This is a genomic window from Pedobacter sp. BG31, assembly GCF_042464845.1.
Taxonomy (GTDB): Bacteria; Bacteroidota; Bacteroidia; order Sphingobacteriales; family Sphingobacteriaceae; genus Pedobacter; species Pedobacter suwonensis.
On record NZ_JBHNZK010000017.1, the window covers coordinates 19,347 to 46,041 of the forward strand.

The window sequence follows — 26,695 nt, forward strand, 5'->3', positions numbered from 1 at the left end:
TTTTGTCTGGTTTGGTTTTAAAAATTAATTACAAGTTAATGCCGGAATATTCAAAAAGTAACCCGGTTTATTAATAAAAAAAAGGTCTCAATTATTAAAATTGAGACCTTTTTATTTCAATCAATTGATGGAAATTAGTGTTTTACTTCGGTTTTTTCGGTTGTGGCCTTAACAGAAGTATCTTTTACGGTAGAGTCTTTTACTACTGTGTCAACCTTGGTTGTATCTGTAATAATTGTCGACGAATCTGTAACTGTTGTATCAGCGCCATCTGCTTTTTTACCTGACTCGCCACAAGCAGCTACGGTTAGTGATAAAGCCATGGCTAAAAAGCCTAATTTGAATGCATTTTTCATCTTGGTATATGTTTTAGGGTTAATATATACCATTAATACTAAAAATTTAAAAAGGTAACCGATGTTTGACGTGGAAAAATAAAAAAGCCCTTGAAAAATGAATTTCAAAGGCTTTTTTTATGAGTAAGTTAGACTAGTGTTTAACTTCAGTTTTTTCTGTAGTAGTTTTTACAGTTGTATCTTTTACTGTAGAATCTTTAACTGTAGTATCTTTAGCTGTAGTATCAGTGATTACAGTTGAAGAATCAGTAGCTGTAGTATCAGCACCTTCTGCTTTTTTCTCTGAGTTACAAGCAACAACTGATAAAGATAAAGCTAAAGCTAAGAAGCCTAATTTGAATGCATTTTTCATTTTGAATATTTTTTAAGTAATTAATTAATTTACCTGTTAATACCGAAGATTTAAAAAGGTAACCCAAAAAAAATAAAAAAAGTGAATAAAAATAAAAAAGCGCCCTGAAGTTAACTTCAGGGCGCTTTTTTATATGGTAAAGTTAGACTAGTGTTTAACTTCAGTTTTTTCTGTAGTAGTTTTTACAGTTGTATCTTTTACAGTAGAATCTTTTACTGAAGTATCTTTTGCAGTAGTATCAGTTACGATAGTAGAAGAATCAGTTAAAGTAGTATCAGCACCTTCAGCTTTTTTCTCTGAGTTACAAGCAACAACTGATAAAGATAAAGCTAAAGCTAAAAAGCCTAATTTGAATGCATTTTTCATTTTTGAATTTTTTTAGTAATTAATTTCTTGTTAATGCCGCAAAGGTAAAAAGGTAACCCGAAAATTTACAGAAATTTAAAATATTTTTTTACGCTGAATTTGGGTTACCGTTTGCCTGATGTTTGTATTAATCAATTATAGTGGCGATAAATATTTTTTTGTCTAATATTGGGTTACTATTTACAGAAAAATGTATTAACTAGTGAATAACAGTTTAAAGGGTTCAGTTCCAACAGATAGAGAGGTTATTTTAGGTATCCTAAATAACTCAGAAGATATACTTAACAAGTTATATAAAGCGTATTATGCAATGGTTTTGCAGTTTATTCTGAATAACAACGGTGATGAAGATGATGCAAAAGATGTATACCAGGAAGGCATAATAATCTTATATAACAAAATTAAGACTGGTAATTTTGAGCTGAGCAGCAAATTGAAAACATATATTTATTCAGTTTGCAGGCGTATCTGGTTAAAAAAACTTAGTCTGAACAGTAAAAAAACCGGAAGTATTACTGATTATGAGGATGTTTTTGCTGTAGAGGAAGATGTAGAAAACCATGAAGAGAAAGATGCTTCATTTATGAAAATGCAATCAGCACTTAATCATCTGGGTGAACCTTGTAAAACCATTATTCAGGATTTTTATATCCACAATTTATCCATGCAGGATATCTGCGAAAAATTCGGTTATACCAATGCCGATAATGCAAAAACGCAGAAATATAAATGCCTGCAGCGGTTAAAGAAAATATTTTTTCAACCATAATTTGAAATGAGAAACGATTTGGAGTTAGATGCAATTATTGAAGATTATCTGTTAGGTAAACTTAATGCACAGGAAATGGAAGCTTTTGAAAAATTACGTCTTAGCGATGCTACAGTAGATCATAAGGTGGTTTCGCATAAGTTCTTTTTAGCTTCTATGGATACATTTGCAGAACAGTTGCGTTTAAAAGAACAGTTAAATCATATCCATTCAGAAATTGATGTGGAAGGTTTGGCCGCTACACTGAGGCCGCATCCTTCACGCGTGGTTCAACTATGGCGGAAACATAAATCTGCCATTGCAGTTGCCGCATCTTTTGTTGTACTTTCTCTGGTTTCCATTTACTCTATTCAGCATAGTACTCAACAGGCCGAGCGTTACAGGCAGTTAAGTAACCGGGTAAATAATGCCATTAAAACACAAAATAGCTTAATCAGAAACATCAGGCACAGTAGCGCAACTGCTGATAAACCAAATAGTCAAAATAGTTTTGGCGGTACTGGTTTTGCCATTTCTACAAATGGTTACATTTTAACAAACCTGCATATTATTAACGGTGCCGATTCTTTATATGTACAAAACAGTAAAGGAGAATCATTTAAAGTAAAATCTGTTTACACAGATCCTCAAAATGATATTGCCATTCTTAAAATAAGCGACAAACATTTCAGTAACTTATCTTCTATTCCATATACCATCAAAAGAAATACCAGTAACATTGGTGAAATTGTTTACACCTTAGGTTATCCGAAAGATGATGCCGTACTTGGCGAAGGTTATGTAAGTTCTAAAAATGGTTTTGTAGGGGACACCACCCAATATCAGGTAGCCATTTCGGTTAATCCGGGTAATAGTGGGGGGCCGGTTTTGGATAATAACGGAAATTTGGTCGGTATCATAAGCGGCAAGCCAGATCAGACAGAAGGTGCAGCCTTTGCCATAAAATCAAAATATATCCTTGAGGCCATGAGGGCTATCCCTCAGGATTCGCTGGGGACAAATAAACTTTCAGCCAATAAAAAAAGCTTGCTTTCTGGTTTAAAGCGTACCAAGCAGATTGAAAAAATACAAGATTATGTATTTATGATCAAAGCATATTAAGACAATACCCCAAACAAATTAATACTTTTAGGCCCTGTAGATTATTTCTTCAGGGCTTTTTGTTGGATTTGTAATTTGGAAGTCTAAAATTAATATAAAATCTATGTATTTACTATGGTATTGTTTAGATTTGTGTTAGTCAAAAATTAAATTAATAAGATCATGAGTATAAGATTAGGCGATACCGCACCAAATTTTAAAGCCGATACCTCTATTGGCGAAATAGATTTTTACGAGTATTTAGGCGATAGCTGGGGCGTACTGTTTTCACATCCTGCGGATTATACACCGGTTTGCACTACTGAATTAGGTAGAACGGCTGCATTGAAAGATGAGTTTGAAAAAAGAAATGTTAAAGTTTTAGCCCTGAGTGTAGATTCTGCCGATTCGCATAAAGGATGGATAAATGATATCAACGAAACTCAAAATACCTCTGTAGAGTTTCCAATTATCGCCGATCCGGATAAAACTGTTGCCAATCTATATGACATGATCCACCCGAATGCTTCTGAAACATTAACGGTAAGGTCATTGTTCGTCATCAGTCCCGATAAAAAAGTAAAATTGATCATTACTTATCCGGCATCAACCGGACGTAATTTTAATGAAGTATTGCGTGTAATTGATTCTTTGCAGCTTACTGCAAATTACAGCGTAGCTACTCCGGCTGATTGGAAAGATGGGGAAGACGTAATTGTGGTAAACAGCATTAAGACAGAAGATATTCCGGCTAAATTTCCAAAAGGACACCAGGTTATTAAACCTTATTTACGTACAACACCTCAGCCAAATAAATAATTTATTTTTTAAACGCAACATTCTTGTTGAACAGGCCAAAATGACTTGTGTTATATGAGTAAGTTATTATATTTGATAGTTTTGTTTCAATATTAATGCTTTAAACTGGTTGTTTTATTTGAATTAATACGCAATTGTTTAAATTAAATGCTGATCAAGGCGTAAAAGGTTTATTTATTTATACAATTTTTATTTTTTTTATGGCAACCGGAAAAGTTAAATGGTTTAATACGGAAAAAGGCTTTGGATTTATTGTACAAGAAGACAATAAAGACTTATTTGTGCATTTTAAAGATGTTTTAGGCGGAATTGAAAGTTTGAAAGAAAACGACAAAGTAGAATTTGAAGTAGCCGAAGGCAGAAAGGGTTTACAGGCCGTAAACGTGAAAAAAGTTTAAACAAGAAATAACAGGTTTATCCAGACTACAAAAAGCTTTTCAGGAGAAAGGCTTTTTGTGTTCATAACCTGTTGTCACGTCGAACTCACTTAAAAATAGCATAAAATAGAGAAACCATAAGTTGTAATGATTACACGCAGGTGGCCTGGTGAATAGATAATTTAACGTGAGTCGTGCGGCTTTATTTAGTCGGGAGACCCTGCTGGATTAACAATAAGTGGACAAGTTGATGATGCTGAATTTAATCCATCAAGTGATCCCGGTTCAGGTTGACGGCTGATGTAAATCGGAGTAGAGTCAGGAATGCCTCATTGATACCGAATAATACCGGATCACACAGGCAAACTATTTTGCAGTGGTAAATTCGATCAGATATGGTTTAAGTGGTATTCCATTCTCATTGCGGAAACCGCTCCCTACCATTAGCTGGTATTTGTGATTGGGTTTTAAAACGACATCGAATGAAGCAGAATATCCGTCAGCAGAAAAGCCTTTAAATTCTTTAATCTTTAATATATGTGTTTCTCCCAGCGGTCCAAGTTCAAAATTCCGGTACCGTTTATCCATTTTATCAGCAAATTTGATCGTAATCTGGGATAAACCAGAATCAACTTTTTTGCTTCCGTTTTTAAACTCTTTAATGCCCGTAACAGTTGGCCTGCTTTTATCATATTGCCGGTAAAATTTTGATACCGGTTTTTCAAAATAACCAGAGCGATCAACAAATTGATGTAAAGCCGATGGATTATTGTAATCGAGCGTAATCATTTCACTTATGGCCAGATTTTTATCTTTAGCATTTTGATAATATTTTTTGCAGATTTCATATCCTACATAATAGCCCAGATCGCGCATTTTGAATTCATTGTCGGCATTGCTGTATAACCAGAATCCACTATCTTCAAAAAACATTTGTTTGGCAAATACGCTTCTTATTTTTTCAAAATTCTGTGATCCAAACTGAATAGCTGGGGTTGTTGATGGTTTACCGGTAACCGTAACTGCTAAAAATTCTGCTACGCCTTCAATAACGCATTGAGAAAGGAGATTATAGCCAATACTGCTCTTCTGCTGGGTATGTACATATTCATGCACATTTAAGAATACGGTTGAGCGGATCGGGTTGCTGCTAAAAAACGCTTTCAGGTGTGATAGCGCTTTCAGAAATTCAGAAGATACAGTATGCGCATCAGCGAGCGCAAGTTCACTTCCTATTAATACGTTCCCATCCAATGTTGTCCCGTTGGTACGTAGGGCACCAATAGTAAAATAAATACGGGCAGGTTTAAGCTTGTTGTAAATCCCGGCCAATTTATCAATTTCTGTGGCGATACTGTCTGCAAATTCATCTGCGCGTAGGGTATTAGCCCTTACTGAATGCCAGAAGAGTGGATAATTGTGGATCGCATCAATATAAGATTTAGCAGTATATCCTCTTGCTTTCATAATAGACTTCAGGCCGTCAGTACCGCGTTTAATAAACAGATCATTAATGTAGCCTACCTGTAAAGTGCTATCGCTGGTCTCCTTAATCTTATCATAAGCTGTCCAAAAATTTTTAATGTCAGAGGTGATGATCCGTTGATGTATGTCCTGGCTATTTGCTTTTAAAAAATATAATGATAGCAGTAATAATAATATAGATGTTCTCAAATGATTTAACATTTTAATTATACAATAAAAGTTTGAAATAAACATAAGCAACTATAAGTAAAGCGGTGGCAACCGGTATTAAGTTAAAAACTATGGCAGATCATTTATAACATTTAACGAAGATGAATAGTTAATGATAAAAGTCTTTGCTGGTTATCTTCCCCTTGCGTTTCCAAAATCTACAATTTGTTTTTCTTTAGGTAATTCATTATGGTGCACCTCATCGAAACCATTTTGGTAGCCCAGCTGGTAATGGTCAATGATGTAAGGAATACCTTCACCATAAAGGAGCTTTGCAGAAGTAGTCACCTCAAAATGCAGATGTGGTTCGCGCGCATCTCCGGAATTACCGATGTTGCCCAATAATTGCCCTTTGCGTACACGATCGCCCTTTTTAACATGCAAGCTCCCTGGCTGCATGTGCATATAGTGGGCATAGTGTCCGTCGCCAAGATCAATTACGATATTGTTACCGGGCAGTTTTTCAAAGGTGAGTGGCATTGCCGGGTGGAAGGCTTTTCCATGACCCGGAATGTTATCCGGTAATCCATCTGTAGCAGAGATGATTGTGCCATCCGCCACTGCAAAGATTTTTTCTCCGTAACAGAAATACGAATGTACATTTGACGCATCACCGGAAAAAGATACGCTGTCTTTGACCTTTTTCCAGTCAATGGCGAAACGCCTTGAATTTACGGTGTGTCCGCTAAGAATGATGTTCCCCCGTCGGTGATGATTATCAATACTGTTGCCGGGGCCATCGGCTGCAATCCAATCCGAACCCGATACAGGAGGTTTAAGCGTTTGGATTTTAGTAGTATGTGTGTTTATTGCCGCTCCATCTAAAGAATCAGTTGAGGTAATGATCCGGTGTATGATATTATTGGGAAATCCTGTCTTGTTACTCGTTTTTGCCTCTATGTATACGACCGCACTCTGCCCGGCTTCAATATTTAAGGCCTCTTTTAGATTGTTGTTACCCAAAATTCTCACCATGGTTTTGAGTTCAAGCGAGTCAGAAGATAGGAGTGGGGCGTTGCCGCTCCGGTCTCCGTTAAGCAGTTCCATCCTTTTTAAATGAATGGGTGAAGCACCGAAGTTTGTGAGATAAAGCTCATAGATCAGATAAAAATTTGATCCGTTTGGAAAAGCAGTAGGGCCAAATGGTACACGCATTTCCAATTGAAGCGGAAATGAAAACGGTTTCGACCTGTTCTTCGCTGGTACATCCTGTGCAGTTGAACGACTCAAAAAAACAAAGCAGAATAGCAAAATTAAATAGGATAAACGCAGGCCTTTACTTTTCATTCGATAAATATTTTCCTGTTAGATGTAACTAAACGTGTCGCGGTTACACTTTTACGATAAATGATTTTAATATTAACCTGAACTTGATAAATTATTTAATTAAAATACTGCCTTATAAACGCCCCATCCCTGGCCGATTCGTCATGCTGAACTTGTTTTACAAGTAGAAATAATATTTTCAATGGACTTGTAGCTACTCCGTGGTCAGCATCTTTTTAGCAGGAAAGACCCTGAAATGAATTACCTTCGGTGAGCTCGCCGAAGGCTCGGTTTACTGCGTAGCTTTCCGCTTCGCTACAGGTCAGGGTGACGGCCTCTTAATCAAATAACCGATATAAGCTAACGAGAGACAATATTAATAATCGAACTCAGGTTATTAAGTGATTTCTTATTAAAATCACTTATGTTTTAATTATTGTTTTTTCCTGAAGGCGGTTCCTATCACTTTGCCATACTCCAGCATTTCGAGTTTTATCTCCTGGTCAGGCAATTGCGTAAATCTAAGTACGCCATCTGCACCACCTTGCCTGATGCCCTGAAATTCGTTTTCAGCAATGGGGAAAAAACGCATATCCCATTTAATCCGGTTGGTGTTATGGACCAGGTGGCCATCTAAGTAAGTAATCAGCTGTTCTTCCCCATCATCCTTGCTGATGTAAGTCCCCTCATATTGTGTGATCTGCGGAGCTGGTAAGGTGATTTTTTTAGGGTATTCTATCTCGATTTTGCGATTATCCAAAATCTGGTTAATGGTCTCAAAAGGGTAAGCGCCCATTTTAAAATTCTGAAGTGTAATAATGGTTCTGTCTTTACCTGCCTTATGATAAATAAAAGAAGCATAACCATCCCAGCTACCTGTATGGCCAAATGAAAGGTTGTTTTTCCCTCCGGAAAGTTCAAGTCCGAAACCATAAGGAATGTTTTTTCCTTTTGAGGTTTTGGTCACCTCAGTCATCAGTTCAAATTCGCTGGGAGTAAGAAAGGTATTTGATTTTAATGCATTCAACCATTTATACAGGTCGAGGATAGTAGAATTGACTTTGGCGCTACCTACAATGCCATCCAGGTAATACACTACACTATCTCCGTAATCCGGGTTTTCGGACGTAATTTTATCAAATGACTTGTGCTTCCAAACATAGCCGGTAGCATAATTCTTTATCTTTTTAGGATTTTGTCTTCTGTTATATACGAATGTAGATTTCATCTTTAGTGGCCTGAAAATGTTGTCCCTCAGGTAATCGGCGTAAGTTTTGCCAGAAATGCGTTCAATGATGCCGGCCAGAAGCGCATAGTTGGTATTATTGTATCGGTGCATGCTGCCTGGTTTAAAACTCAAAGTATCTTTCCGGGCTGCATAAAATCTGATCAGATCTTTATTGGTGGCAATTTTGCTGTGGTCCCATCCTTTGGCCATGTCTCCAATATATTCAGGAAGGCCACTTGTATGCCTAAGCAGATCATATATTGTAACATTTTGCCATCTGCCCAGTTCGGGAATGTATTTGGTTACCGGATCATCATACTGCAGCAGGCCCTGCCGGTGCAGCAGTACAATGGCTGTAGCCGTAAACTGTTTTGAGCAAGATCCCAGTTCGTAGATGGTATTTTCATTTGTTTGATACCTGGATAAAGTATCGCGGAAACCATAACCTTTTGCCAGCAATATTTTACCTTTTTCGGCTACCAATACAGAACCGTTAAACTGATTTTGATTGTACATGACGGTAAACACGCTATCGAGCTTGTCACGAAAAGTCTTCTGGGCAAAAATGTTGGTGTAGGTAAGCAATAGCAGCGCAATAATTCCGGTTTTATTCATAGATGTTAATGTATTTAAGAATAAGACACCAGATTTATAGGCGCGTTGCATCTCAGCATGAATTTTTACATTCCTGTATCAGCCAATCAATCAGGTATTCCAAACCGGTTTATTTTGTCAAAAGCCTGCCTAAGGATGTTAATGTCTTCAATTTTAAACGCTTAATGTGTATTTTTGGCAAAATGTCAACCGGCCATCCCAACGATCATGAAGAACTACGGCAACTCGAGAGCCTGATAAAAGGCAATCGAGAGGGCTTTGATTTTGTTTATGCGAAATACAGCAGGCTGCTTTTGCCCAAAATGCAGCGCATGGTTAAAGTTAATGAGGTGGTTGATGAACTGATGCAGGATGTTTTCCTGAAAGTTTGGTTAAACCGGGCAGAAATAGATTTAAGCCGCTCATTTTCAGGATGGATTTTTACTATTGCTCAACATACTATTTATGGTTATTACAGGCGCGTTGCCCTTGATGTAAAAATGCAGCGCCATTTGCTGGAAACTTTTGCCGAATTCTATGAGCAAACGGAAGATTATATTTTCAATAAAGAGCGGGTTGAATTGTTGAATCAGGCGATCGAAAAACTACCTCCACAGCGAAAGGAAATATTTAAGCTTTGTAAAATAGAGGGGAAAAGTTATCAGGAAGCAGCAGAAATCCTATCACTCAGTTCTTCAACAGTGAGCAATCAGTTGGTCAATGCTACCAGATACATCAAGCGATATGTTTTCTTTCACTCCAAGGAGTTTATTATGCTTTGTATTGCAGCATATCTAAAAAAATAAAAAAAATTAAGGGCGAATAGTGTGTTTGTCCATCTCGTGCATAATATATATAGACAACGATGGAAAAACGACCTTCAAACAAACAATTATTCGACCGCTTTATCGCAAATAAAAGTAATGCCGGGGAGCTTGAAATGCTTTTTGCTTATTTTGAAGAGGCCGAGCAGGCCGATCTTGAAAGTTTAATCAAAAATGGATTTGACCTTGAAAATCATGCTGTTGATCAGGTAGATATGGCACGTCTTGATGCCGTCCATTCCCGTTTGACAGATAAAATTTTCGCGAAACCGACAAGCAGGGTATTGAAACTGATCGGCTCCGCCCGGTTTATCAGGAATGCTGCTGCGGTGGCGGCCATCTTATCTGCCGGATTATTATTGAGCCGCCATTTCTCAAATGGTACACAGGTTGTACCCGGAAGTGCCAAAGCCTATTTGAGTTTCAATGGTAAAAACGACACTTTAACAGCTCAAAAAGCAGGACTGCTTTATCGGAATGGTGGCGTAACGGTAAGCACACAACGCAATGGCACAGTTGTATTTAAGGCGGTAAACGCCGATTCGGCAACGGCAGCGAAACTGAACACCATCATTACGCCGAGAGGGGGAGAGTTCCAGGTAACTTTGAGCGATGGCTCTATGGTGCTATTGAACGCAGGCTCGAAACTTACTTTTCCAACAGGTTTCCGCGGACCAGAAAGAAAAGTTTATGTTGAAGGCGAAGCATTTTTCAGCGTAACCAAAAATGCAGATAAACCCTTTATCGTTAATGTAAGTGGAAACGAGATTAAAGTTTTGGGTACCCGGTTTAATGTGAACAGTTACCCGGAAACCGGTGGCGTTGAGGCTACCCTGTTAGAAGGAAGTGTAAGCTTCAGCAATACAGAGGGGGGAAATGTGCTGCTTAAACCCAATCAGCAAGTGTTTTCTGCTTATGGTCATTTGTCGCTAAAGGATGTTTCTGCTGCAGATTTTAATGCCTGGACGAAGGGAGAGTTTCTTTTCAATGATGTTCCGCTAGCCGTAGTAATGCAAAGGTTGGCCAGGTGGTATAATCTGGAGGTTCAGCCCGCATCAATGCCATCAAAAAACCTTTATATGCGTATATCGCGTAAGGCAGATATTAAAGAGGTGCTTGAAATGATCGCCAAGGCTACTGATCTTGAGTTTGATTTAAAGGGCAATCAGATTGTTTTAAAAAAAGAATAGGTTTTTATCCATCGTCGTCAATTAACAACCAACCAAACTAATTTTTTATGACAAACCTTTACTTTCGCTTCGTCCGGACGGGACGCAGCAATTTATTGAACTGGCTGGCATTATTGTGTTTAGCACTATTTTTTTCGTTGAATGTAAATGCGCAAAACAACCAGTACAAATTTTTTCAGGCACCGTTGAATACGGTAATCGCCGAAATTTCAAAGAAAACTTCTTACGAGTTTGTGTATGACGCAGACCTGGTGAAAAAGGCCAAACCCATAACCTTCAATTTGGCGACACCCGACATCAGGACCTTGATGGATGCAGTAACTAAGGGCCAGGATTTTACTTACGAAATCAGCAACGGAAGAACTATCGTTTTAAAAACCAGAAGTGAAAATGTTTCTGAATACACTTTACATGGAATGGTAACCGATAGCCTAGGCGGACCGCTTCCAGGCGCTTCTGTAAAACTAAGAGGAACTACAAGATATACCATGACAGATGGTAACGGGCATTTTAATATTGGTATGTCTGATATTTATAATGTATTGGAAATCAGTTATATGGGGTATTTGTCACAAACACAAAAGATTGATAAAGCTGCTGCATCAAATATTTTGACTATACGTTTAAAACCGAATTCATCCTTATTAGCTGATGTGGTAGTAAATGGTTTCCAGACGATAAGTAAAGAGCGATCAACCGGTGCAGCAACTATAATTAACAATGATAAGCTAAATGAAAATATAAATTCTGACATTCTAACTGCACTGGAGGGGCGTGTGGCTGGATTGGTTTACAATAAAAATCCCAATAGGATTGGAGCTGATCAGCCTGTGTTGAGAGGGCAGGCTACATTCAATCTTTTGGGAGGCAGTGCTCCCTTGGTAGTACTTGATGGTTTGCCCACTGAAACAGCACTGGAAGATATTAATCCTTATGATGTTGAATCGGTAACCGTATTAAAGGATGGCGCTGGAGCTTCTATCTATGGATCCAGATCGGCAAATGGCGTGATAGTTATAACCACTAAAAAAGGGAATACGCCTTTAAAAATATCATTGAATACAGATTTTTTTATTGATACCAAGCCCACCTTCGGCAGCATGCATTATGCATCTACTGCTGACATTGTTGATTTTGAAACAGATGTATATAATAAAGAGCGTGCCCGATACGCCAATACTGAAACTATGTTTGCTGCTTATGGAACGGTAGCAAATGGTAGCATTAAATATTATAGTCCGCTTTACCAATTGTTTCGCGATCGGGATGCTGGAAAGGTTACAACTGATCAATTTAATCAGCAGCTAAATAACTTTAAAAATACAGATTACTATGAGCAGTATCGTGACAATGTGTGGCAAAAGGCTTTTCGTCAACGTTATAACTTATCATTAAGTTCGGCAAGTTCGAAATCAAATACTTTCGCATCCATTAACTACGACCGTTCTACAGAGAGAGTAATCGGGAATCATGACCAAAAAATCACTTTATATTTTAAAAACACCTATAATATCAAAAAATGGCTTTCTACAAATATTGGTTTTAATGGTGCTTATTCTACATCTACATCGACTGACGATAGTTATAATTATTACAACACCATCTCACCTCGTTACGCTTCTATAGTAAATCCTGATGGAAGTTTGCTGTACTCCAATTATGTAAATCTTGCTGATGGAATAGCGGGTTCACCCATTAACGGCGCGGTTGCGGGTGCCTTGCTCAATACCCCGCAATATAAACCATACCGGTTTAATATTTTAGAATCTTTAAATGAAGGTTTGACTAATGCTAATACTATTGCATTGAGGGCTTTTACGAATGTTCAGGCTAAAATTATGGAGGGGCTGAATTTTTCCAGTCAATTTCAATATGAAATGGGCACCACCAAAAGTGAACAGATATATGACGTAAATTCTTACAAAATGAGAGCGGCGTACAATGCATTGGTCGCTTTTACGCCAGCTACAAACGCTTATACCTTCGGATTACCAGCGGGGGGAAGAATTAGCCAGAATATGCAGCAACGAAATTCATATACGTTCAGAAACCAATTGAGTTTCGATAAATCTTTTGACGAAGGCAAACACTCCATAGCAGCTATCGTAGGTACAGAGATGCGTCAAACCTTTCTACCAATGGGCATGAATGATATTAGATATGGATATGATCCTGTAACATTAACATCTACGGTAATTAACAATGCAACGGTAAGTCAAACAGGTTTGCCCAGTTATATTTTTGGCCGAAACTTAACATTAGGTATTGCTCCCCGTTCATTTCAGGAAACAAAACACCGTAATCTTTCTTATTTTTCAAATGCGAGTTACACCTACTTAAATAGATACAACGTTACCGGAAGTTTGAGGATAGATCAGGCGGATTTTTTTGGAGTTGATCCAGAATTCAAATACAGACCATTATGGTCTGTTGGTTTAGGTTGGAATGCCAGCAATGAAAAATTTATCGAATCTTTGGGCTGGATAAACCTGCTAAAACTTCGTGCTACTTATGGGGTTAACGGCAATCAAAATACGGAAACTACAAAATTTTTGACTGCAAGAAGAGTAAATGATAATCTCTTCACATCACTTCAATATTTAAATATTGTAGGATTACCAAACCCAAAACTACGTTGGGAGAAAACGGAGACCTACAACTTAGGATTGGATATGGCCTTTTTAGGCAACCGGTTAAGAGGTACGATTGATTTTTATGACCGAAAAAGTACCGATTTAATGGTCACTACCGATTTAGATCCAACAGTAGGGGCTGCATCTTTAGTAATTAATAATGGTGTTTTAAGAAATAAGGGAATTGAATTTACTGTGAATGGCGATTGGCTTAAATCAGGTGATTTGATGCTTAGCTCGACATTTGTGCTGGGTTTTAACAGAAGTAAAATTGGGAAAGTAAACAGAGCTTTATCTATAGCAGCAAATTATGTGGGTTCGCCTTCAACTTATTATACGGAGGGAACAGATTATAATACCCTTTATGCCTACCGTTATGGCGGAATGATCAATGGCTACCCATACTTTTTAGATGAAAATGGAAAGTCAACGCTGGATTTTGATGCAAATGGCAATCCTATAGTAGCAAGCAGCCGTGATATTAATAATTATGCTGCTTTGATTGATATGGGTAGTTTAATACCAACCTATAATGGTTCGTTTTCTCAAAGGATTTCCTATAAGAACTTTGAGCTTAATGCCTTACTTATATTTTCGGGCGGTAATGTAATGAGAAAAGACATTACACCATTAGGCGCTAATGATATTTCTGATCTGGATATTACTCAACGTTACAAAAACGGAATTACTCCGGAATTGCCGAGACTTTTCGTGGATTATTCTGAGGCGATGATTAACAGGGCATCATCCATTTCCACCATGTGGCAAAAGGCTGATGTGAATGTAGTAAAGGCCGATTATATTAAGCTTAGAACTATTTCTTTAGGGTACAATCTTCCAAAATCATTTATTAAAAAGTTTAACATTCCTTCGGCAAAGTTTACTGCACAGGCGAATAATTTATGGTATGCGAGCGCTGCCGGCGATGACATTGATCCGGAATCATACTCGCTAAATAGTGGGACAAGAACATTACAAAATCCTAAATCATTTGTATTAGGCATTAACCTAACCTTTTAAAATCATGAAAAAAAATATAGCAGTACTAGCATCCCTTCTAATTGCTTTTGCAATTTCCGGATGTGAAAAATATACTGATATCACACCGAGAGGATCGCAAATCGTGGAAACAACTCAAGATTATTATGAATTGGTTTCCTACCCTAACAGAGCATATCTGATTTCCAATTTCCAGTATCTTGTCGACGATATGTGGCTAAAGGAATCTAATTTTATTGGAATGACCCCCAATATTAATACGGTACATTTCAGTTTTGACGAAAGTGTCGATCGGGTATCGATGATCCCTTCGTCTAATTTCTATGATCGGGCCTATCTTTATATTAATCGATGGAATACCATTATATCTTCAGTTGATGCCAGTAAGGGCGATGAAAACATCAAAGCGCTGGCTAAAGCAGAAGCAAAAGCTTTGCGCGCATTCGATCATTTTCTACTGGTAAACGTTTATGCCAAAGCATATGATCCAGTTACCGCGGCTACTGATGGTGGAGTTTGTATCATGGATAAATACGATCTGGAGGCGCAGCCGACTAAATCAACTGTAGCACAGGTTTATGAATTCATTCAAAAAGATATTGATGAAGCCATTCCTTATCTGCAAGCACAACCTGTAGATCCTTATCATCCTTCACTGGCCTTTGCCTGGGCATTAAAGGCGAAAATTCATTTATTTAAAAGGGAAATTGCTCAAGCTAAAGCCGCATGCGAAAAATCACTTTCATACAATAATCAGATTTTTGATTTAGTAAAATATACCACCACACAAGGTGGACCAACGGTAACACCTATTATCGCACCCAATAATCCAGAGGTGTTGAGTTATCAATATATTCAAGGTTATAATGAAACCAATTTTGGTTTTACCTGGTTAATCAGCCCCGAGCTTAGGTCTTTGTTCGGAAATAATGATGCCCGCTTTAATATGTTTTTCAATACAACCAATGCCAGTTTTTTAGACATAGGTTCAAACGCAGCCTATTATAATGTTGCTTATACACGCTTCTTCTATCCAACAGTTGGTTTAAAAACTACTGAAGTATATTTAATGCAAGCTGAATGTTTAGCCCGCGAAAATGACCTGGCAGGTGCAATGGCTGTTGTGAATACGCTGAGGGAAAAACGTATTCTGTCAGGTACAATTAAATTACCCATACCCGATACCAGAAAAGAGACTATGGAAATCATTATCAATGAGCGCAGGAAAGAAATGGTTTTAGGTTTTAACCGCTTTTTTGATTTGAAAAGATTAAATACCGAACCTGAATATGCGAAAACAATTGTACGTACCTATCCTTTGGTAAATAAAACGGTTCCTCAGAAAACCTATACGTTACTGCCAAATTCCAGGTTATATGTTATTCCTTTTCCACTGAACATCCTAAAGAAAAACCCAAATCTTACATTAAATACCGACGAAAAACTTCCATTCTAAAATGAATTTTAAACAAATTTTATTTCCACTCGCCTATACACTCTCTATTACAGCATTTGCTCAAAAACCTATGGTTAAAGCAGATAGCGCAGCTAAAAAAGCGCCTTTAGATTATAGTAAAGTTATTCCTTCAACTGCTATTGCCCAGAACGGACTTTTTAATGTTCGCCAGGTAGATCAAAAATGGTATTTTGAAGTGCCTGATACTTTGCTTGGAAGATACCTGTTGGCCGTAACACGGTATGTGACTACTCCGCAGGGTTATGGAAGTTTCGGTGGTGAAAAAGTAAATGAACAAACCTTATTTTTTCAAAAAGGAAATAATAACAACCTCTTTTTAAAAGGGGTTGTTTACCGCCAGGAAAGTAAAACTACAGAAGGGCCTATTTTTCAGGCAGTAATGCAGTCGCAGGAGAGCCCGATTATTGCCAGTTTCGATATCAAAGCTAAAAACCCTTTAACAGGAAATTATGTAATTGATGTTACCGATTTCTTCAAAAAAGATGTCTCGGTTGTAGCCATCCCTGCAGAAGAAAAAAGTGAAAAAAAGCTAAGTGCCCTGGCAGATGACCGGTCTTTTATCGAGCGCATTTCCTGCTATCCAATCAATACAGAAATCAAAACCACTAAAACCTATGCAACCTCTGGTCTGGGTTTTACGGTTGGCGCCATAACCGGTGCTACTACTTTGAGGTTAAATACTTCGATTATTCTATTGCCGAAAGTGCCGATGCGCAAACGTCTTTTGGATGAAAGAGTTGGCTTTTTTGCTAATAAATATATTCTTTTTGATGAAGATTATCAGCGCACACAAACCAAATACATTGTACAACGCTACCGTTTAGAACCTAAAAAGGAAGACCTGGCAAAATACAAAAAAGGTATTCTGGTTGAACCCAAAAAGCAAATTGTTTATTACATCGATCCGGCTACGCCAAAAAAATGGCGCCCTTATCTTATTGCCGGAATAAACGATTGGCAGAAAGCTTTTGAGCAGGCTGGCTTTAAAAATGCAATAATAGGTAAGGAATGGCCTGAGGCCGATACCACCATGAGTTTGGAAGATGCCCGATTCTCTGTTATCCGTTACTATGCTTCAGAAACGCCAAATGCTTATGGACCGCGAATCAGTGACCCACGCAGCGGCGAAATTATGGAAAGCCATGTTGGCTGGTATCATAATGTAATGAAGCTGGTGCACAACTGGTACATGATACAAGCTGGTCCGCTGGATAAGCGGGCACAAAAAATGCAGTTCGATGATGAGCTAATGGGACAATTGATCCGTTTTGTTTCTTCGCACGAGCTGGGGCATACGTTAGGACTTCGGCATAACATGGGCGCCAGCAGCCAAACGCCAGTTGAAAAATTGCGGGATAAGGCCTGGGTAGAGAAAAACGGACATACGGTTTCCATAATGGATTATGCACGTTTTAATTACGTGGCACAACCAGAAGATCACATCGGGCCAAAAGGCATTTATCCGAGAATTGGTATTTATGATGAATGGGCGATCAACTGGGGTTACCGCTATTTCGACGGTGAAAAGGATGAATTTGCCGAAGAAAAACTACTTAGTAAAATGACGACCGATACGCTGACTAAAAACCCGAGATTATGGTTTGGCGGAGAAGGAAAGGATGAAGATCCGAGGAGTCAGTCTGAAGATTTAGGTGATGATGCTGTTGCCGCAAGCGATTATGGGATAAAAAACCTCAAACGCGTGGTTGCTAATCTGAAACAGTGGACTTATGAGTCTGGCGATCAATATGATAATTTAGCAGAATTGCACAAGGGAGTTGTTGCCCAGTATAGCCGCTACCTTTACCATGTGCTCAAAAGCGTGGGCAACCGATACGTAACCAAAAGAAGCGTGGATGAAAAAGGTGTGGTATATGCAGAAATCCCAAAGCAAAAGGTTAAAAATGCGGTTGACTATGTTGGTCGCCAGGTATTTGACGCTCCACTATGGTTATATCCGAAAGAAATTTCCGATTATATCAACCTGAAGCCAATGGAAGATATTTCCGATCAGCAAACGCAGATGTTGAATATTTTCTTAAGTCAGGGTTTATTGTTCAACCTGAGTCAGAAAGCTTTAAATGCAAAAGATCCTTATCCGGTAAGCGAGTTTCTAAATGATCTGCTGCCTTTGGTATGGAAAAAGGAATCCAATCAACCTTTACAGGATTTCTACTTAAGAAGCCTGCAGCGTTCCTATCTGGAAAAGGTGGGCATGTTGATTAATCCAAAAGATGTTGCAGATGGCAAGATGATGAGCAGTGCGCAGCGTAGTGATGTAAGGCTCGAAGCCATTGCCCATATTCATGCAATCAGAAAAAAAATTACCGCGTTAATGCCCCAGGCTACAGGGATTGAAGCAACACATCTGGCAGATATGCAAACAGAAGCCGATAAAATTATCAAAAAAACAACTTTAAACCCTTAATATGAAAAAATATACATTAGCCGCGGTTATGGTAGTAACTGGCTTGATTTTTAACGCAAAAGCACAGGTGAAAACGTCTTCGCAGGAAGTAACACCCGAATTGGTGAAGCAAAGGGAAACACAAAAAAATACTATTATTGCCAGTTACTTAGGTATAAAGGACGGTTTGGTGATTTCCGACGCCAAAAAAACGGCTGGTTCCGCTACTGAATTTTCAGCAGCACTTGGTCAGTTCAAATTTAAAAAGCTCACTTTGCAGCAAATGAACGTGGCCACAACTACCCGTATAAGCATTAAAGCATTGGCTGATCAAATCGCTGCGTCTTTATCGTTGGATGAGCAGCGAAAAATTATGGAAAAGTTATCTGAACAGCTTTGGGTAATCATTGATAAGTTGAAACCAGAAAACACAACCGTTTACCAGCAGAAATGCCCAATGACAGGTGTGACCTGGGTAAGTAACGACAAGAAAATTGAAAATCCTTATTACCCAAAAAATATGCTAACCTGCGGGGAAGTAATAGGGGAGAAATAAAAAGACAATTTAGTTAGTCAATGACGGCTGTGGGATTACGGAGGTTTCCCGCAGCTTTTTTTTATTAAAAAGGTTATCATTATTACTTCCATCAGATCAAACCGGTTATTTCATTTCTTGCAGATTTAAATATAATGTTGAACCAGATTTTACCGCTATTTTTGTAATTTGTGGTCATGATCACCGATCACTTTGCCGATGCAACTAACTTTTTAGCTTTTGTCTCATCACTTTCCCCTCTCGAAAGCGAAGCAAACGAAAGTATGCGATCAAAACTTTATCAAAAGAAATATCGTAAAGGAGAGCTGATCCTCGAAACCGGGACGGTATGTAAGCGGATTTACTTTATAGACAGCGGCTTGGTTAAAACTTTCTTTTATACCCATACCCGGGAATTTATTATGCGCTTTTTCGCAGAAGGAAGTATGTTTACGGTTCTTGACAGTTTTTTAGCTCAACGGCCTTCTGCCTATGCTGTACAGGCGCTTGAAGATACTGAGATTACCTGTCTCAATTACGATGACATGGAAATGCTTTGCGGTATCATTCCATGGAAACCTTTTACCGGAAACTTCTCGCAATTGCTGCGGTGAATATGATGGAAAGAATTGGCGGTACCCTTGAAGAAAAAGCTCAGATCGCTTACCATAAATTTCTTCAAGCACACGGACCACTTTTGCAACGCATCAGTCTGGCCGATCTGGCTTCTTACCTCGGTATTACACAGGTATCGTTAAGCAGAATCAGGGCTATGAAATAGTTTTTATCATATGATAAATGCAGGGGCGTGACAGGGTTGTACTTTCGGGTTAAAATTCATCTGTTATGAAAAATCCGTTATCATTATCCCAAAAGTTAAGCTTTATGGCAGCCTGTACGTTTACGGTTGTAGCACCCATTATAGGATACCATACTATCGGGCTTCCGCCTGTTATCATTGTAGGAGGCTCGGCACTTGTTGGCCTGTGCTGCTGGTATTTTACGTATCTGAAAAAGCCGGTGGAACCCAACATTATCCTACCGCTTTTTATCCTTACCGTTGCTGCTTTACAGATTCACATTGTTGAGGAATACCTCATGGGCTTTGCGCCGGCCATGAGCAGGCTATTTGGTATTCCATGGAGCGAAAGGAGTTTTTTGATGGTGTTTGCGCTAATCGGTCCGGTTATTTATACCCTTACTTCACTTGGGCTGTATTATAAAGTACCGATTGCCGGATTTGTAGCCTGGTTTATATTTATCGGTCTGGGTGTAGCAGAATTTACCCATTTTATTTTTCCGCTGATTTCCCCTGAATTGCTTCCACATGATCCGCATTCATTGACAGCATCAATTAAAGGTACCACAATCCCGACGATGCCCAATTTTTGTGTTAAAACCACCGGGCAGTATTACTTTCCGGGCATGTGGACCGCAATTCTTCCGATGATTCCGGGTTGCCTGGCCATTTATCGTTTACTGATCAGGAAAACGCAATGATTTAAAATCAGCAATATCCGATACCTCCCGGTTAGGCTCAAAAGTAGCTGGAACTGGTTTTGGAAATTGGATACATTTATAGCTTTCTTATTTAGATCTAAACTTCATCCTCCCAGATAACGTGTGCAATTTTCCATTCGCCTGCCTCTTTAATAAAATGAAAGAACTTATGCCCGCGGCCCTCAAAATAAACGCCGTTTAGCATTCCATGTTTGCGGTATTTTGAGTATCGCTGCGCGATATTTCCGATAATCCTGGTTTCTTCATCTGTTTCGAATTCTGTGAATTGTTGTAATGTACCATCTGTTAATATTTTTCTTCGTGGTTCAATAAAAGATTCCAGCCCGTAAACATCTGCATGGATAGCAGATTTTCTGATGATGCTTGCAGAAGTAGTGCATAGCTGATAAACCGGTTCAAAATCAGGTTCATTCAAAGTATTATCAAATAGTTTAAAAAACGAACGGGTAATTTTGCCGATCTGTATCTCATCTGCGCTTAAAGCATATTGCAACATCGTTTTTCCTGCAATGTCCACCTGGCGCTCATATTTAAATTTCAATTTTTCCAGTAGCTTTACTGAGCGGCTGTTTCGCGCTGTTGTAATGGCCAGTATTTTATTTGTCAGAATCGAATCCGGAAGCATATCAAGTACGGCGCTTGTAGCTTCATAGGCATATCCTACTCCTGTATGGCCCGGTAAAAATGCAAAACCAATATCATAATATTTCAGATCGTCTCTTTTAATAAGTGTGATAATTCCCAGCGGCAGATCATTTGCCTTCAGTTTCACTATCCAATATTTGACTAAGGGATTAGCTATGATCTTTTCAACATAGGCCAGCGCATCTTCATCTGTCTTTATCTTCCTGTCGCCAATAAATTCCAGCCAGCCTGCAGAATTAACCAGCTGAAAGATAAACGAATGGTCATGTGTCTCCAGTTCACGCAATATCAGCCTGTCTATTAAAATTTCTTTTTTGATCATGATAAGTCTCTTAAGATAAATATAGGTTATTAATTTTTAATCAATTATAAATAACAGGCTGTGGGGTTAAGCAACCTGGAATTTACGCATATTATTCATTTTACTGAACTATTTCTGTCCGACGCTGTTGTTATTTAAACTAAAATCATTGTTATGGCAGACCCTAAAGAAAAGGAATTGCAACCACAGGAGGAAAATGTGGAGCAGCAGGATAAAACCGACCAGAATTCAAACTGGAACGAACACCAGCGTGTTGATGAGGAAGGAAATGAACTAGAACCTGATGATATTAAATAAGACTTTTATGAAGAAGATATTGATGGTATTAACATCACATAGCGGGATGGAAAATACTGATGGAAAAACAGGTGTTTGGTTGGGTGAGTTTACAGATCCCTATTATGAATTTATAGATGCAGGTTATCAGGTAACGTTAGCCAGTCCGAAAGGAGGGAGGCCTCCTGTAGATCCGATGAGTGAATTAACTGAACATGTAACCGGCGCTAACCGTAGGTACAATGACGATGAGGCAGCGAAAGCGGCCTTTTCACACACCCAGGTTTTAGATCAGATCAGGTCTGATGATTACGATGCGGTTTTCTATCCTGGAGGCCATGGCCCAATATGGGATCTTGCAAAAGACAATAACAGCGGAATTTTAATCCTGGATTTCCTGGATGCTGATAAACCGGTTGCTGCAGTATGTCATGGACCAGCGGCATTGATCAGTGCTGAAGGGCAACGTCCGGGTTTTTTAAAGGGAAAAATCATCTCTGCTTTCAGTAATGCCGAGGAAACTTTGGTGGGCCGAAGTGGTAATGTACCCTATCTGCTTCAAACCAGGCTGGAAGAGTTTGGTGCAATGGTGAAAACCGCCCTTGTGCCATTTTTATCCCATGTGGAAAAGGATGGTTTACTCATTACCGGTCAAAATCCCTTGTCAGCTGGTCCGGTGGCGAAAGCACTTATCGATATGTTAAATCAGATCGAAAAGGCGAATAATTAGTTGAATTATATCAGTTTATATTCTAGTAACATGCAGTCCGAACCTTTAATAAGGTTGGGTTCACTTTCGGCTTAATCTGATTAGGTTAATAACACCGCTATCTCATGATGGCGGTGTTAACATTATCATTTTAAATGGGGAATAACACCAGGACATTTTTGCATTTTCACCATGTTTTATCTCAAATGTTTTCATCATTCCCAAAAATCTGTATGAGTTTACGGATAGATTCTTTGCCGGGTGAAGCAAAATCCTTAATGCCTTCTACGGTCTCCCAGCAGATAGGTAAAGCTCTTGCAAACATCAATTTTTCATAAGCCATTAATGCGTCTTCAATATTTTGATACGCGCTGTTGGTCAGGCAATCGCTGAGGTCAAGTGCATCCAGCATCGCCAGATTTACACCTTCGCCGTTTGGCGGCATCAGATGAGCGGCATCTCCCAAAACTGTCATGTTTGGTCTGGTTTGCCAACGTAGTGGTAACGGATGGTAATGGAGTGGACGGTAAGTGAAGTGTTTACAGGCGCTAAACATTGTATGAAATGCCAGATGCCAGCCATCATAAAAATTATCGAGATAATCACATACTTCCCTCGGAATACGGAAATCTATACCACTAACTTTTTCCCAGTTTTCCGGGTACATTGATGCTGCATAGAAGGTCAGGCCGCCGTCGCCCCTTGGCTGTACCATCAGCATCTTTCCCTGTCCTGCTGCCATAAGGCTTCCATTGTTGATCATGGAGTACAGTTCAGAACAAGCTGTTTGGGGGGCATCAATCTCTCCCTGAATGATGCTGGCACCCGAATACACTGACTGGATATCTGTTAGGTATTCCCTGACCCTGGAGCGATGCCCGTCACAGCCGATGACCAGATCCGAGCTGGCATGAGTGCCATTTTTGAATTGCATTTCCCATCGGCCGCCCCTGAGAGACAGGTGAATCAGCTGACTGTCCCAGACCACCGTACCCGGTAGTAACGAATCGATCAGGATATCCCTAAGGGCACCCCTGTCAATTTCGGGACGAAAATGTTCGTCGCCGAACGTATATCGGCCACTTTGAAAATAATCATCCGCTAATACATTCGCGTTTTCATCTACTAACCTGAAGCTGTCTGCCCCGCGCATATACCGGGCCTTAAATGCATCCATCAGTCCCGCTGCTTCAAGCACTTTCAGTCCTGAATGATAGTGCAGGTCCACAATTGCACCCTGTACGCGTGCCTTTTGATTAAGATCTCTTTCATATACTTTCACACGAGCACCTTTAAGCTGTAATAATCGCGCAAGGGCGAGTCCGCCAGGTCCTCCACCAACAATTGCGATATCGAGTCCGGTTATTAAATTTATTTTTTTTGAAGTTTCCATATGGCTTGTTTAACAGCACAAAGGAACGTCATGTAATGCGTTTAAAGAATGTCTATACGGCGTAAGTATAGGACTATTCGCGGTTTTTATTCCGGAAGTATAACGGTTTTGATCCGGTTACTTTTACAAACAGCCTTATGAAATAGGAATAATCATCATAACCGAGTTCATTTGCGATTTCTTTTACTGATTTGTCTGAATGATAAAGAAGCCTTTTAGCTTCCAGCATTACGCGTTGTTGGATATTGTTTGAAAGCGATTGCCCTGTAGCAGTCTTTACACATTCATTGAGATATGAAACAGAGATGTTTAGGAAATCTGCATACAATGCCGGACGCTTTACGGTTTTGTAACGAAGATCTAATTCCTTTCTGAAGGCTCTGGCTACGATATTAAACCTGGTGCGGTTTTCAGTAAGGCTGGATTGGGCCTGATATAGTGAGCTGGTGAGTGCGGCCAGGCTATTAATGCTCTCTATCAGTGTGGAACGGTATAAGTTTTCGTCAGGCTTCGTGTAAAGGTTATGAGATAGACTAGCCACCTGCAAAAAAATGGCAAGTGTTTCATTGCTCAGCGCTAATGCACTTGCCGGCATCAGCTCGTTTAAAATCCTTAGGTACTTAGGATGGAGGTTTTCCTCCGCAATAATCCAGGTACTGAGTTCGGCTTTTTCAAATGCGATGAGTCGGTGAACCTGACTCGGATGGAGGTAGATGATTGCCGGAGCCTGAATGCTGTAGATTTGAAAATCTATCTCAATATTGGTGATTCCTTTTTCCTGCAATATAAAGGTATAGCCATCATCACGATGGGGCCTGCTAACCTGCTCATTGTCAGGGGACCCATCAAAGTGTTTTCTTAACATCATGATGCCCCGGCTGGTGCCATTTGGTAAAACGTTAACCGGGATGTCTTGTGCTTTTTTTGCCATAGCCAGAATAAAACAAAGATATTAGAAATTTAGATCAAAAGCTTTATGCTGGCATTGTTGATTGGTATAGGTAAATGTTGTGGAATCCATCGGGTGAAGTTATTTTTTAGGTGTATTGATGCAACCAATCTGATTGGTTTATCATCTCGTTAATATGGAAATAACAATACATCTTTTAAAAAAACTATATTTCACGTTGCTAGCGCTGTTTATCTTCATTAATGCAAACGCACAATACATATTAACCGGTGTTGTAAAAGATTCCAACCAGCAACCCGTTCCGCATTGCTCAATAGGTATTAAAAATAGTAAAGTCGGTACTGTAGCCAGTAGCGACGGTATGTTTAAACTGGTTATCCCGGATAGCTTAGCACAAAGTCCTGTAATCTTCAGCGCCGTTGGTTTTAATGACCGGCAAGTTGTGCGTTCAGAACTCAAACCCGGGATGTTGGTTACCCTTAAAGAAAAGGTTTTTGATATGGCTGAAGTGGTTATAAAAGGGAACAAAATGAAGGAGCAGCTTATAGGGCAGCGATCCAGACCGATGATAACTTTTTCCAGAATGTTTGACAAAAATGTTCCAAGTATTGAACAGGGAAATATTTTTGAGATCTATAATCAGACTGTACTTAAAGCTTATAACTTTTACATTATCCCCAGCTCAAAATACGCTTCTATTACCTTAAAGTTTAATCTATATGCGGTAAAAAATAATTTACCAGACAGCAATCTTTTAAGAAAACTTATTACCTATCGGACTACTTCTGTAGGCTGGCAAAAAATAGATCTTGCACCATATCATCTGAATTTTGACGGTTTGGATCAGATTGCCGTAACCCTGCAGCTTGTTGATTATGTGCCAGACAGTAGTGGAAATTTTAGTTTTGGGGTTTCAGCAAAAAAGACCCTGGCTAAGGATCTTCTTTTCCGATATCAAAAACAGGGAAACTGGGAAACCAGTGCGGGAACGTTTATTGCTAATCTGGATATCCGATACCAGAAAGGAGGGGAAAACCTAAAGCGGCAGGGAAATTCATTGGCTGATAACAGTCCGGATATTGCGATGTTAGCAGATTACTATCAGCACAGGCAGGAATCCATTAAAAGCGGCTACGGAAGGAATAGAGGTAGTTATATTGATCTTGGCGATGCAAGAATTTACACTGAACAGTATGGTAAAGGAGAACCGTTGATACTTTTACATGGAAATAATGGAAGCATAGCAGATTTTTATCGTCAAATACCCTTTTTTGCAAAGCACTTCAGGGTTATCGCCATTGATACCAGAAGCCAGGGAAGAAGTTCTGATTTATCTGAAGAGCCATATAGTTATGACAAATTTGCTAACGATTTACACAAAGTGCTTACCGCGTTGGATTTAAAAAAAGTGAATATCATTGGCTGGAGCGATGGAGGGAATACCGCATTAAGTTTTAATCTGGCACATCCGGATATGGTCAGCAAAATGGTAACCATAGGCGCCAACCTTTATCCGTCTGGTGTTTCAGATAGTTTGATGGCCTCTTTTAAACATCAGTTACTGGCGAAAGCCCCAGGTCAAAACCCCAGATTGATTCAGCTAATGTTGGCGCAACCTAACATGACTCCTGAACAATTGCAGCAAATCGAAAATCCTGTATTAGTTGTTGCTGGAAGTAACGATGTAATTAAAGCCGAGCATACTAAGCTCATTGCAGCCAGCATTGCTAAATCCCAGCTGGAAATCGTGCCGAATGCCACACATTATGTGCCATTTGAGCGACCAGATTACTTGAACAGACTTATTTTTAACTTTTTAGCTCTTTCGTTCAAAAAGGATAAGTAATATCAATTGATTGGTCATTAAAATGCAGTTATTGGCTTTTTGTATTTTGTTTTCATGTACAAAGAAGCACAGTTAGGTATAGAGGAGAACTATAGGAAACTAGTGT

Annotated in this window: 25 protein-coding genes; 16 read left to right on the forward strand and 9 right to left on the reverse strand. The window is 39.1% G+C overall.

Annotated elements, in window-relative coordinates:
* Window positions 1-134: 134 nt before the first annotated feature.
* The 3 genes from ACFE6N_RS18280 to ACFE6N_RS18290 all read right to left on the reverse strand — a co-directional run bounded on the left by ACFE6N_RS18280 (window position 135) and on the right by ACFE6N_RS18290 (window position 1,074).
* Window positions 135-356 carry a hypothetical protein gene (locus ACFE6N_RS18280; protein ID WP_293742993.1) on the reverse strand — a complete coding sequence of 74 codons (222 nt, stop codon included), beginning with the start codon at window positions 354-356 and terminating at the stop codon, window positions 135-137.
* Between the two features lie 133 nt (window positions 357-489).
* Window positions 490-708 (reverse strand): hypothetical protein, encoded by a 219-nt coding sequence (locus ACFE6N_RS18285; RefSeq protein ID WP_121283151.1) that lies wholly within the window; start codon window positions 706-708, stop codon window positions 490-492.
* A 147-nt stretch (window positions 709-855) separates the two neighbouring features.
* A complete protein-coding gene (locus ACFE6N_RS18290) occupies window positions 856-1,074 on the reverse strand; it encodes a hypothetical protein (RefSeq protein WP_090985534.1) in 219 nt (72 codons plus the stop codon).
* Window positions 1,075-1,276: 202 nt separating this feature from the next.
* On the opposite strand from ACFE6N_RS18290, the gene ACFE6N_RS18295 reads away from it, so the two are divergent.
* The 4 genes from ACFE6N_RS18295 (at window position 1,277) to ACFE6N_RS18310 (ending at window position 4,140) form a co-directional block, all read left to right on the forward strand.
* Window positions 1,277-1,843, forward strand: a complete 567-nt coding sequence (locus tag ACFE6N_RS18295; protein ID WP_090985536.1) for an RNA polymerase sigma factor — start codon at window positions 1,277-1,279, stop codon at window positions 1,841-1,843.
* Between the two features lie 6 nt (window positions 1,844-1,849).
* Window positions 1,850-2,944 (forward strand): trypsin-like peptidase domain-containing protein, encoded by a 1,095-nt coding sequence (locus ACFE6N_RS18300; protein ID WP_378938786.1) that lies wholly within the window; start codon window positions 1,850-1,852, stop codon window positions 2,942-2,944.
* A gap of 162 nt (window positions 2,945-3,106) precedes the next feature.
* Window positions 3,107-3,742 (forward strand): peroxiredoxin, encoded by a 636-nt coding sequence (locus ACFE6N_RS18305; protein ID WP_090985540.1) that lies wholly within the window; start codon window positions 3,107-3,109, stop codon window positions 3,740-3,742.
* A gap of 200 nt (window positions 3,743-3,942) precedes the next feature.
* Complete coding sequence (locus ACFE6N_RS18310) at window positions 3,943-4,140, forward strand: cold-shock protein (RefSeq protein ID WP_293742990.1); 198 nt, start codon at window positions 3,943-3,945, stop codon at window positions 4,138-4,140.
* 345 nt (window positions 4,141-4,485) lie between these two features.
* On the opposite strand, the gene ACFE6N_RS18315 is transcribed toward ACFE6N_RS18310, so the two are convergent.
* The 3 genes from ACFE6N_RS18315 to ACFE6N_RS18325 all read right to left on the reverse strand — a co-directional run bounded on the left by ACFE6N_RS18315 (window position 4,486) and on the right by ACFE6N_RS18325 (window position 8,923).
* The gene (locus ACFE6N_RS18315; protein ID WP_378938788.1) at window positions 4,486-5,793 is read right to left on the reverse strand and encodes a DUF2268 domain-containing putative Zn-dependent protease; all 1,308 of its coding nucleotides are present in this window, start codon (window positions 5,791-5,793) and stop codon (window positions 4,486-4,488) included.
* A gap of 153 nt (window positions 5,794-5,946) precedes the next feature.
* Window positions 5,947-7,101 carry a M23 family metallopeptidase gene (locus ACFE6N_RS18320; RefSeq protein ID WP_378938790.1) on the reverse strand — a complete coding sequence of 385 codons (1,155 nt, stop codon included), beginning with the start codon at window positions 7,099-7,101 and terminating at the stop codon, window positions 5,947-5,949.
* A 412-nt stretch (window positions 7,102-7,513) separates the two neighbouring features.
* Window positions 7,514-8,923 carry a serine hydrolase domain-containing protein gene (locus tag ACFE6N_RS18325; protein ID WP_378938792.1) on the reverse strand — a complete coding sequence of 470 codons (1,410 nt, stop codon included), beginning with the start codon at window positions 8,921-8,923 and terminating at the stop codon, window positions 7,514-7,516.
* An 8-nt stretch (window positions 8,924-8,931) separates the two neighbouring features.
* On the opposite strand from ACFE6N_RS18325, the gene ACFE6N_RS18330 reads away from it, so the two are divergent.
* The 9 genes from ACFE6N_RS18330 (at window position 8,932) to ACFE6N_RS18370 (ending at window position 20,467) form a co-directional block, all read left to right on the forward strand.
* Window positions 8,932-9,708, forward strand: a complete 777-nt coding sequence (locus tag ACFE6N_RS18330) for an RNA polymerase sigma factor (RefSeq protein WP_378938794.1) — start codon at window positions 8,932-8,934, stop codon at window positions 9,706-9,708.
* 59 nt (window positions 9,709-9,767) lie between these two features.
* On the forward strand, window positions 9,768-10,916 hold the full coding sequence (locus tag ACFE6N_RS18335; protein ID WP_378938796.1) for a FecR family protein: 1,149 nt from the start codon (window positions 9,768-9,770) through the stop codon (window positions 10,914-10,916).
* A 47-nt stretch (window positions 10,917-10,963) separates the two neighbouring features.
* Window positions 10,964-14,569 carry a SusC/RagA family TonB-linked outer membrane protein gene (locus tag ACFE6N_RS18340; protein WP_378938798.1) on the forward strand — a complete coding sequence of 1,202 codons (3,606 nt, stop codon included), beginning with the start codon at window positions 10,964-10,966 and terminating at the stop codon, window positions 14,567-14,569.
* A 4-nt stretch (window positions 14,570-14,573) separates the two neighbouring features.
* Complete coding sequence (locus ACFE6N_RS18345) at window positions 14,574-16,004, forward strand: RagB/SusD family nutrient uptake outer membrane protein (protein WP_378938800.1); 1,431 nt, start codon at window positions 14,574-14,576, stop codon at window positions 16,002-16,004.
* A gap of 1 nt (window position 16,005) precedes the next feature.
* Window positions 16,006-18,453, forward strand: coding sequence for a zinc-dependent metalloprotease (locus tag ACFE6N_RS18350; protein ID WP_378938802.1), 2,448 nt, complete (start codon window positions 16,006-16,008; stop codon window positions 18,451-18,453).
* 1 nt (window position 18,454) lies between these two features.
* Window positions 18,455-18,988, forward strand: coding sequence for a DUF3347 domain-containing protein (locus ACFE6N_RS18355; RefSeq protein ID WP_378938804.1), 534 nt, complete (start codon window positions 18,455-18,457; stop codon window positions 18,986-18,988).
* 176 nt (window positions 18,989-19,164) lie between these two features.
* Window positions 19,165-19,581 carry a Crp/Fnr family transcriptional regulator gene (locus ACFE6N_RS18360; RefSeq protein ID WP_378938806.1) on the forward strand — a complete coding sequence of 139 codons (417 nt, stop codon included), beginning with the start codon at window positions 19,165-19,167 and terminating at the stop codon, window positions 19,579-19,581.
* Between the two features lie 2 nt (window positions 19,582-19,583).
* Window positions 19,584-19,748 carry a hypothetical protein gene (locus ACFE6N_RS18365; RefSeq protein WP_378938808.1) on the forward strand — a complete coding sequence of 55 codons (165 nt, stop codon included), beginning with the start codon at window positions 19,584-19,586 and terminating at the stop codon, window positions 19,746-19,748.
* Between the two features lie 65 nt (window positions 19,749-19,813).
* Window positions 19,814-20,467 (forward strand): hypothetical protein, encoded by a 654-nt coding sequence (locus ACFE6N_RS18370; protein WP_378938810.1) that lies wholly within the window; start codon window positions 19,814-19,816, stop codon window positions 20,465-20,467.
* Window positions 20,468-20,564: 97 nt separating this feature from the next.
* Here the strand turns inward: ACFE6N_RS18370 and ACFE6N_RS18375 are convergent, their stop codons facing one another.
* The gene (locus ACFE6N_RS18375) at window positions 20,565-21,455 is read right to left on the reverse strand and encodes a GNAT family N-acetyltransferase (RefSeq protein WP_378938812.1); all 891 of its coding nucleotides are present in this window, start codon (window positions 21,453-21,455) and stop codon (window positions 20,565-20,567) included.
* A gap of 153 nt (window positions 21,456-21,608) precedes the next feature.
* On the opposite strand from ACFE6N_RS18375, the gene ACFE6N_RS18380 reads away from it, so the two are divergent.
* A complete protein-coding gene (locus ACFE6N_RS18380) occupies window positions 21,609-21,752 on the forward strand; it encodes a hypothetical protein (RefSeq protein ID WP_378938814.1) in 144 nt (47 codons plus the stop codon).
* 7 nt (window positions 21,753-21,759) lie between these two features.
* Window positions 21,760-22,461 (forward strand): type 1 glutamine amidotransferase domain-containing protein, encoded by a 702-nt coding sequence (locus tag ACFE6N_RS18385; RefSeq protein WP_378938816.1) that lies wholly within the window; start codon window positions 21,760-21,762, stop codon window positions 22,459-22,461.
* 181 nt (window positions 22,462-22,642) lie between these two features.
* Here the strand turns inward: ACFE6N_RS18385 and ACFE6N_RS18390 are convergent, their stop codons facing one another.
* Window positions 22,643-23,833, reverse strand: a complete 1,191-nt coding sequence (locus ACFE6N_RS18390; RefSeq protein WP_378938818.1) for an FAD-dependent oxidoreductase — start codon at window positions 23,831-23,833, stop codon at window positions 22,643-22,645.
* A 73-nt stretch (window positions 23,834-23,906) separates the two neighbouring features.
* Window positions 23,907-24,764 carry a helix-turn-helix domain-containing protein gene (locus ACFE6N_RS18395; RefSeq protein WP_378938820.1) on the reverse strand — a complete coding sequence of 286 codons (858 nt, stop codon included), beginning with the start codon at window positions 24,762-24,764 and terminating at the stop codon, window positions 23,907-23,909.
* A 154-nt stretch (window positions 24,765-24,918) separates the two neighbouring features.
* Here ACFE6N_RS18395 and ACFE6N_RS18400 point away from each other — a divergent pair, with 154 nt between their 5' ends.
* On the forward strand, window positions 24,919-26,589 hold the full coding sequence (locus ACFE6N_RS18400) for an alpha/beta fold hydrolase (protein WP_378938822.1): 1,671 nt from the start codon (window positions 24,919-24,921) through the stop codon (window positions 26,587-26,589).
* The last annotated feature ends 106 nt before the right edge of the window (window positions 26,590-26,695 follow it).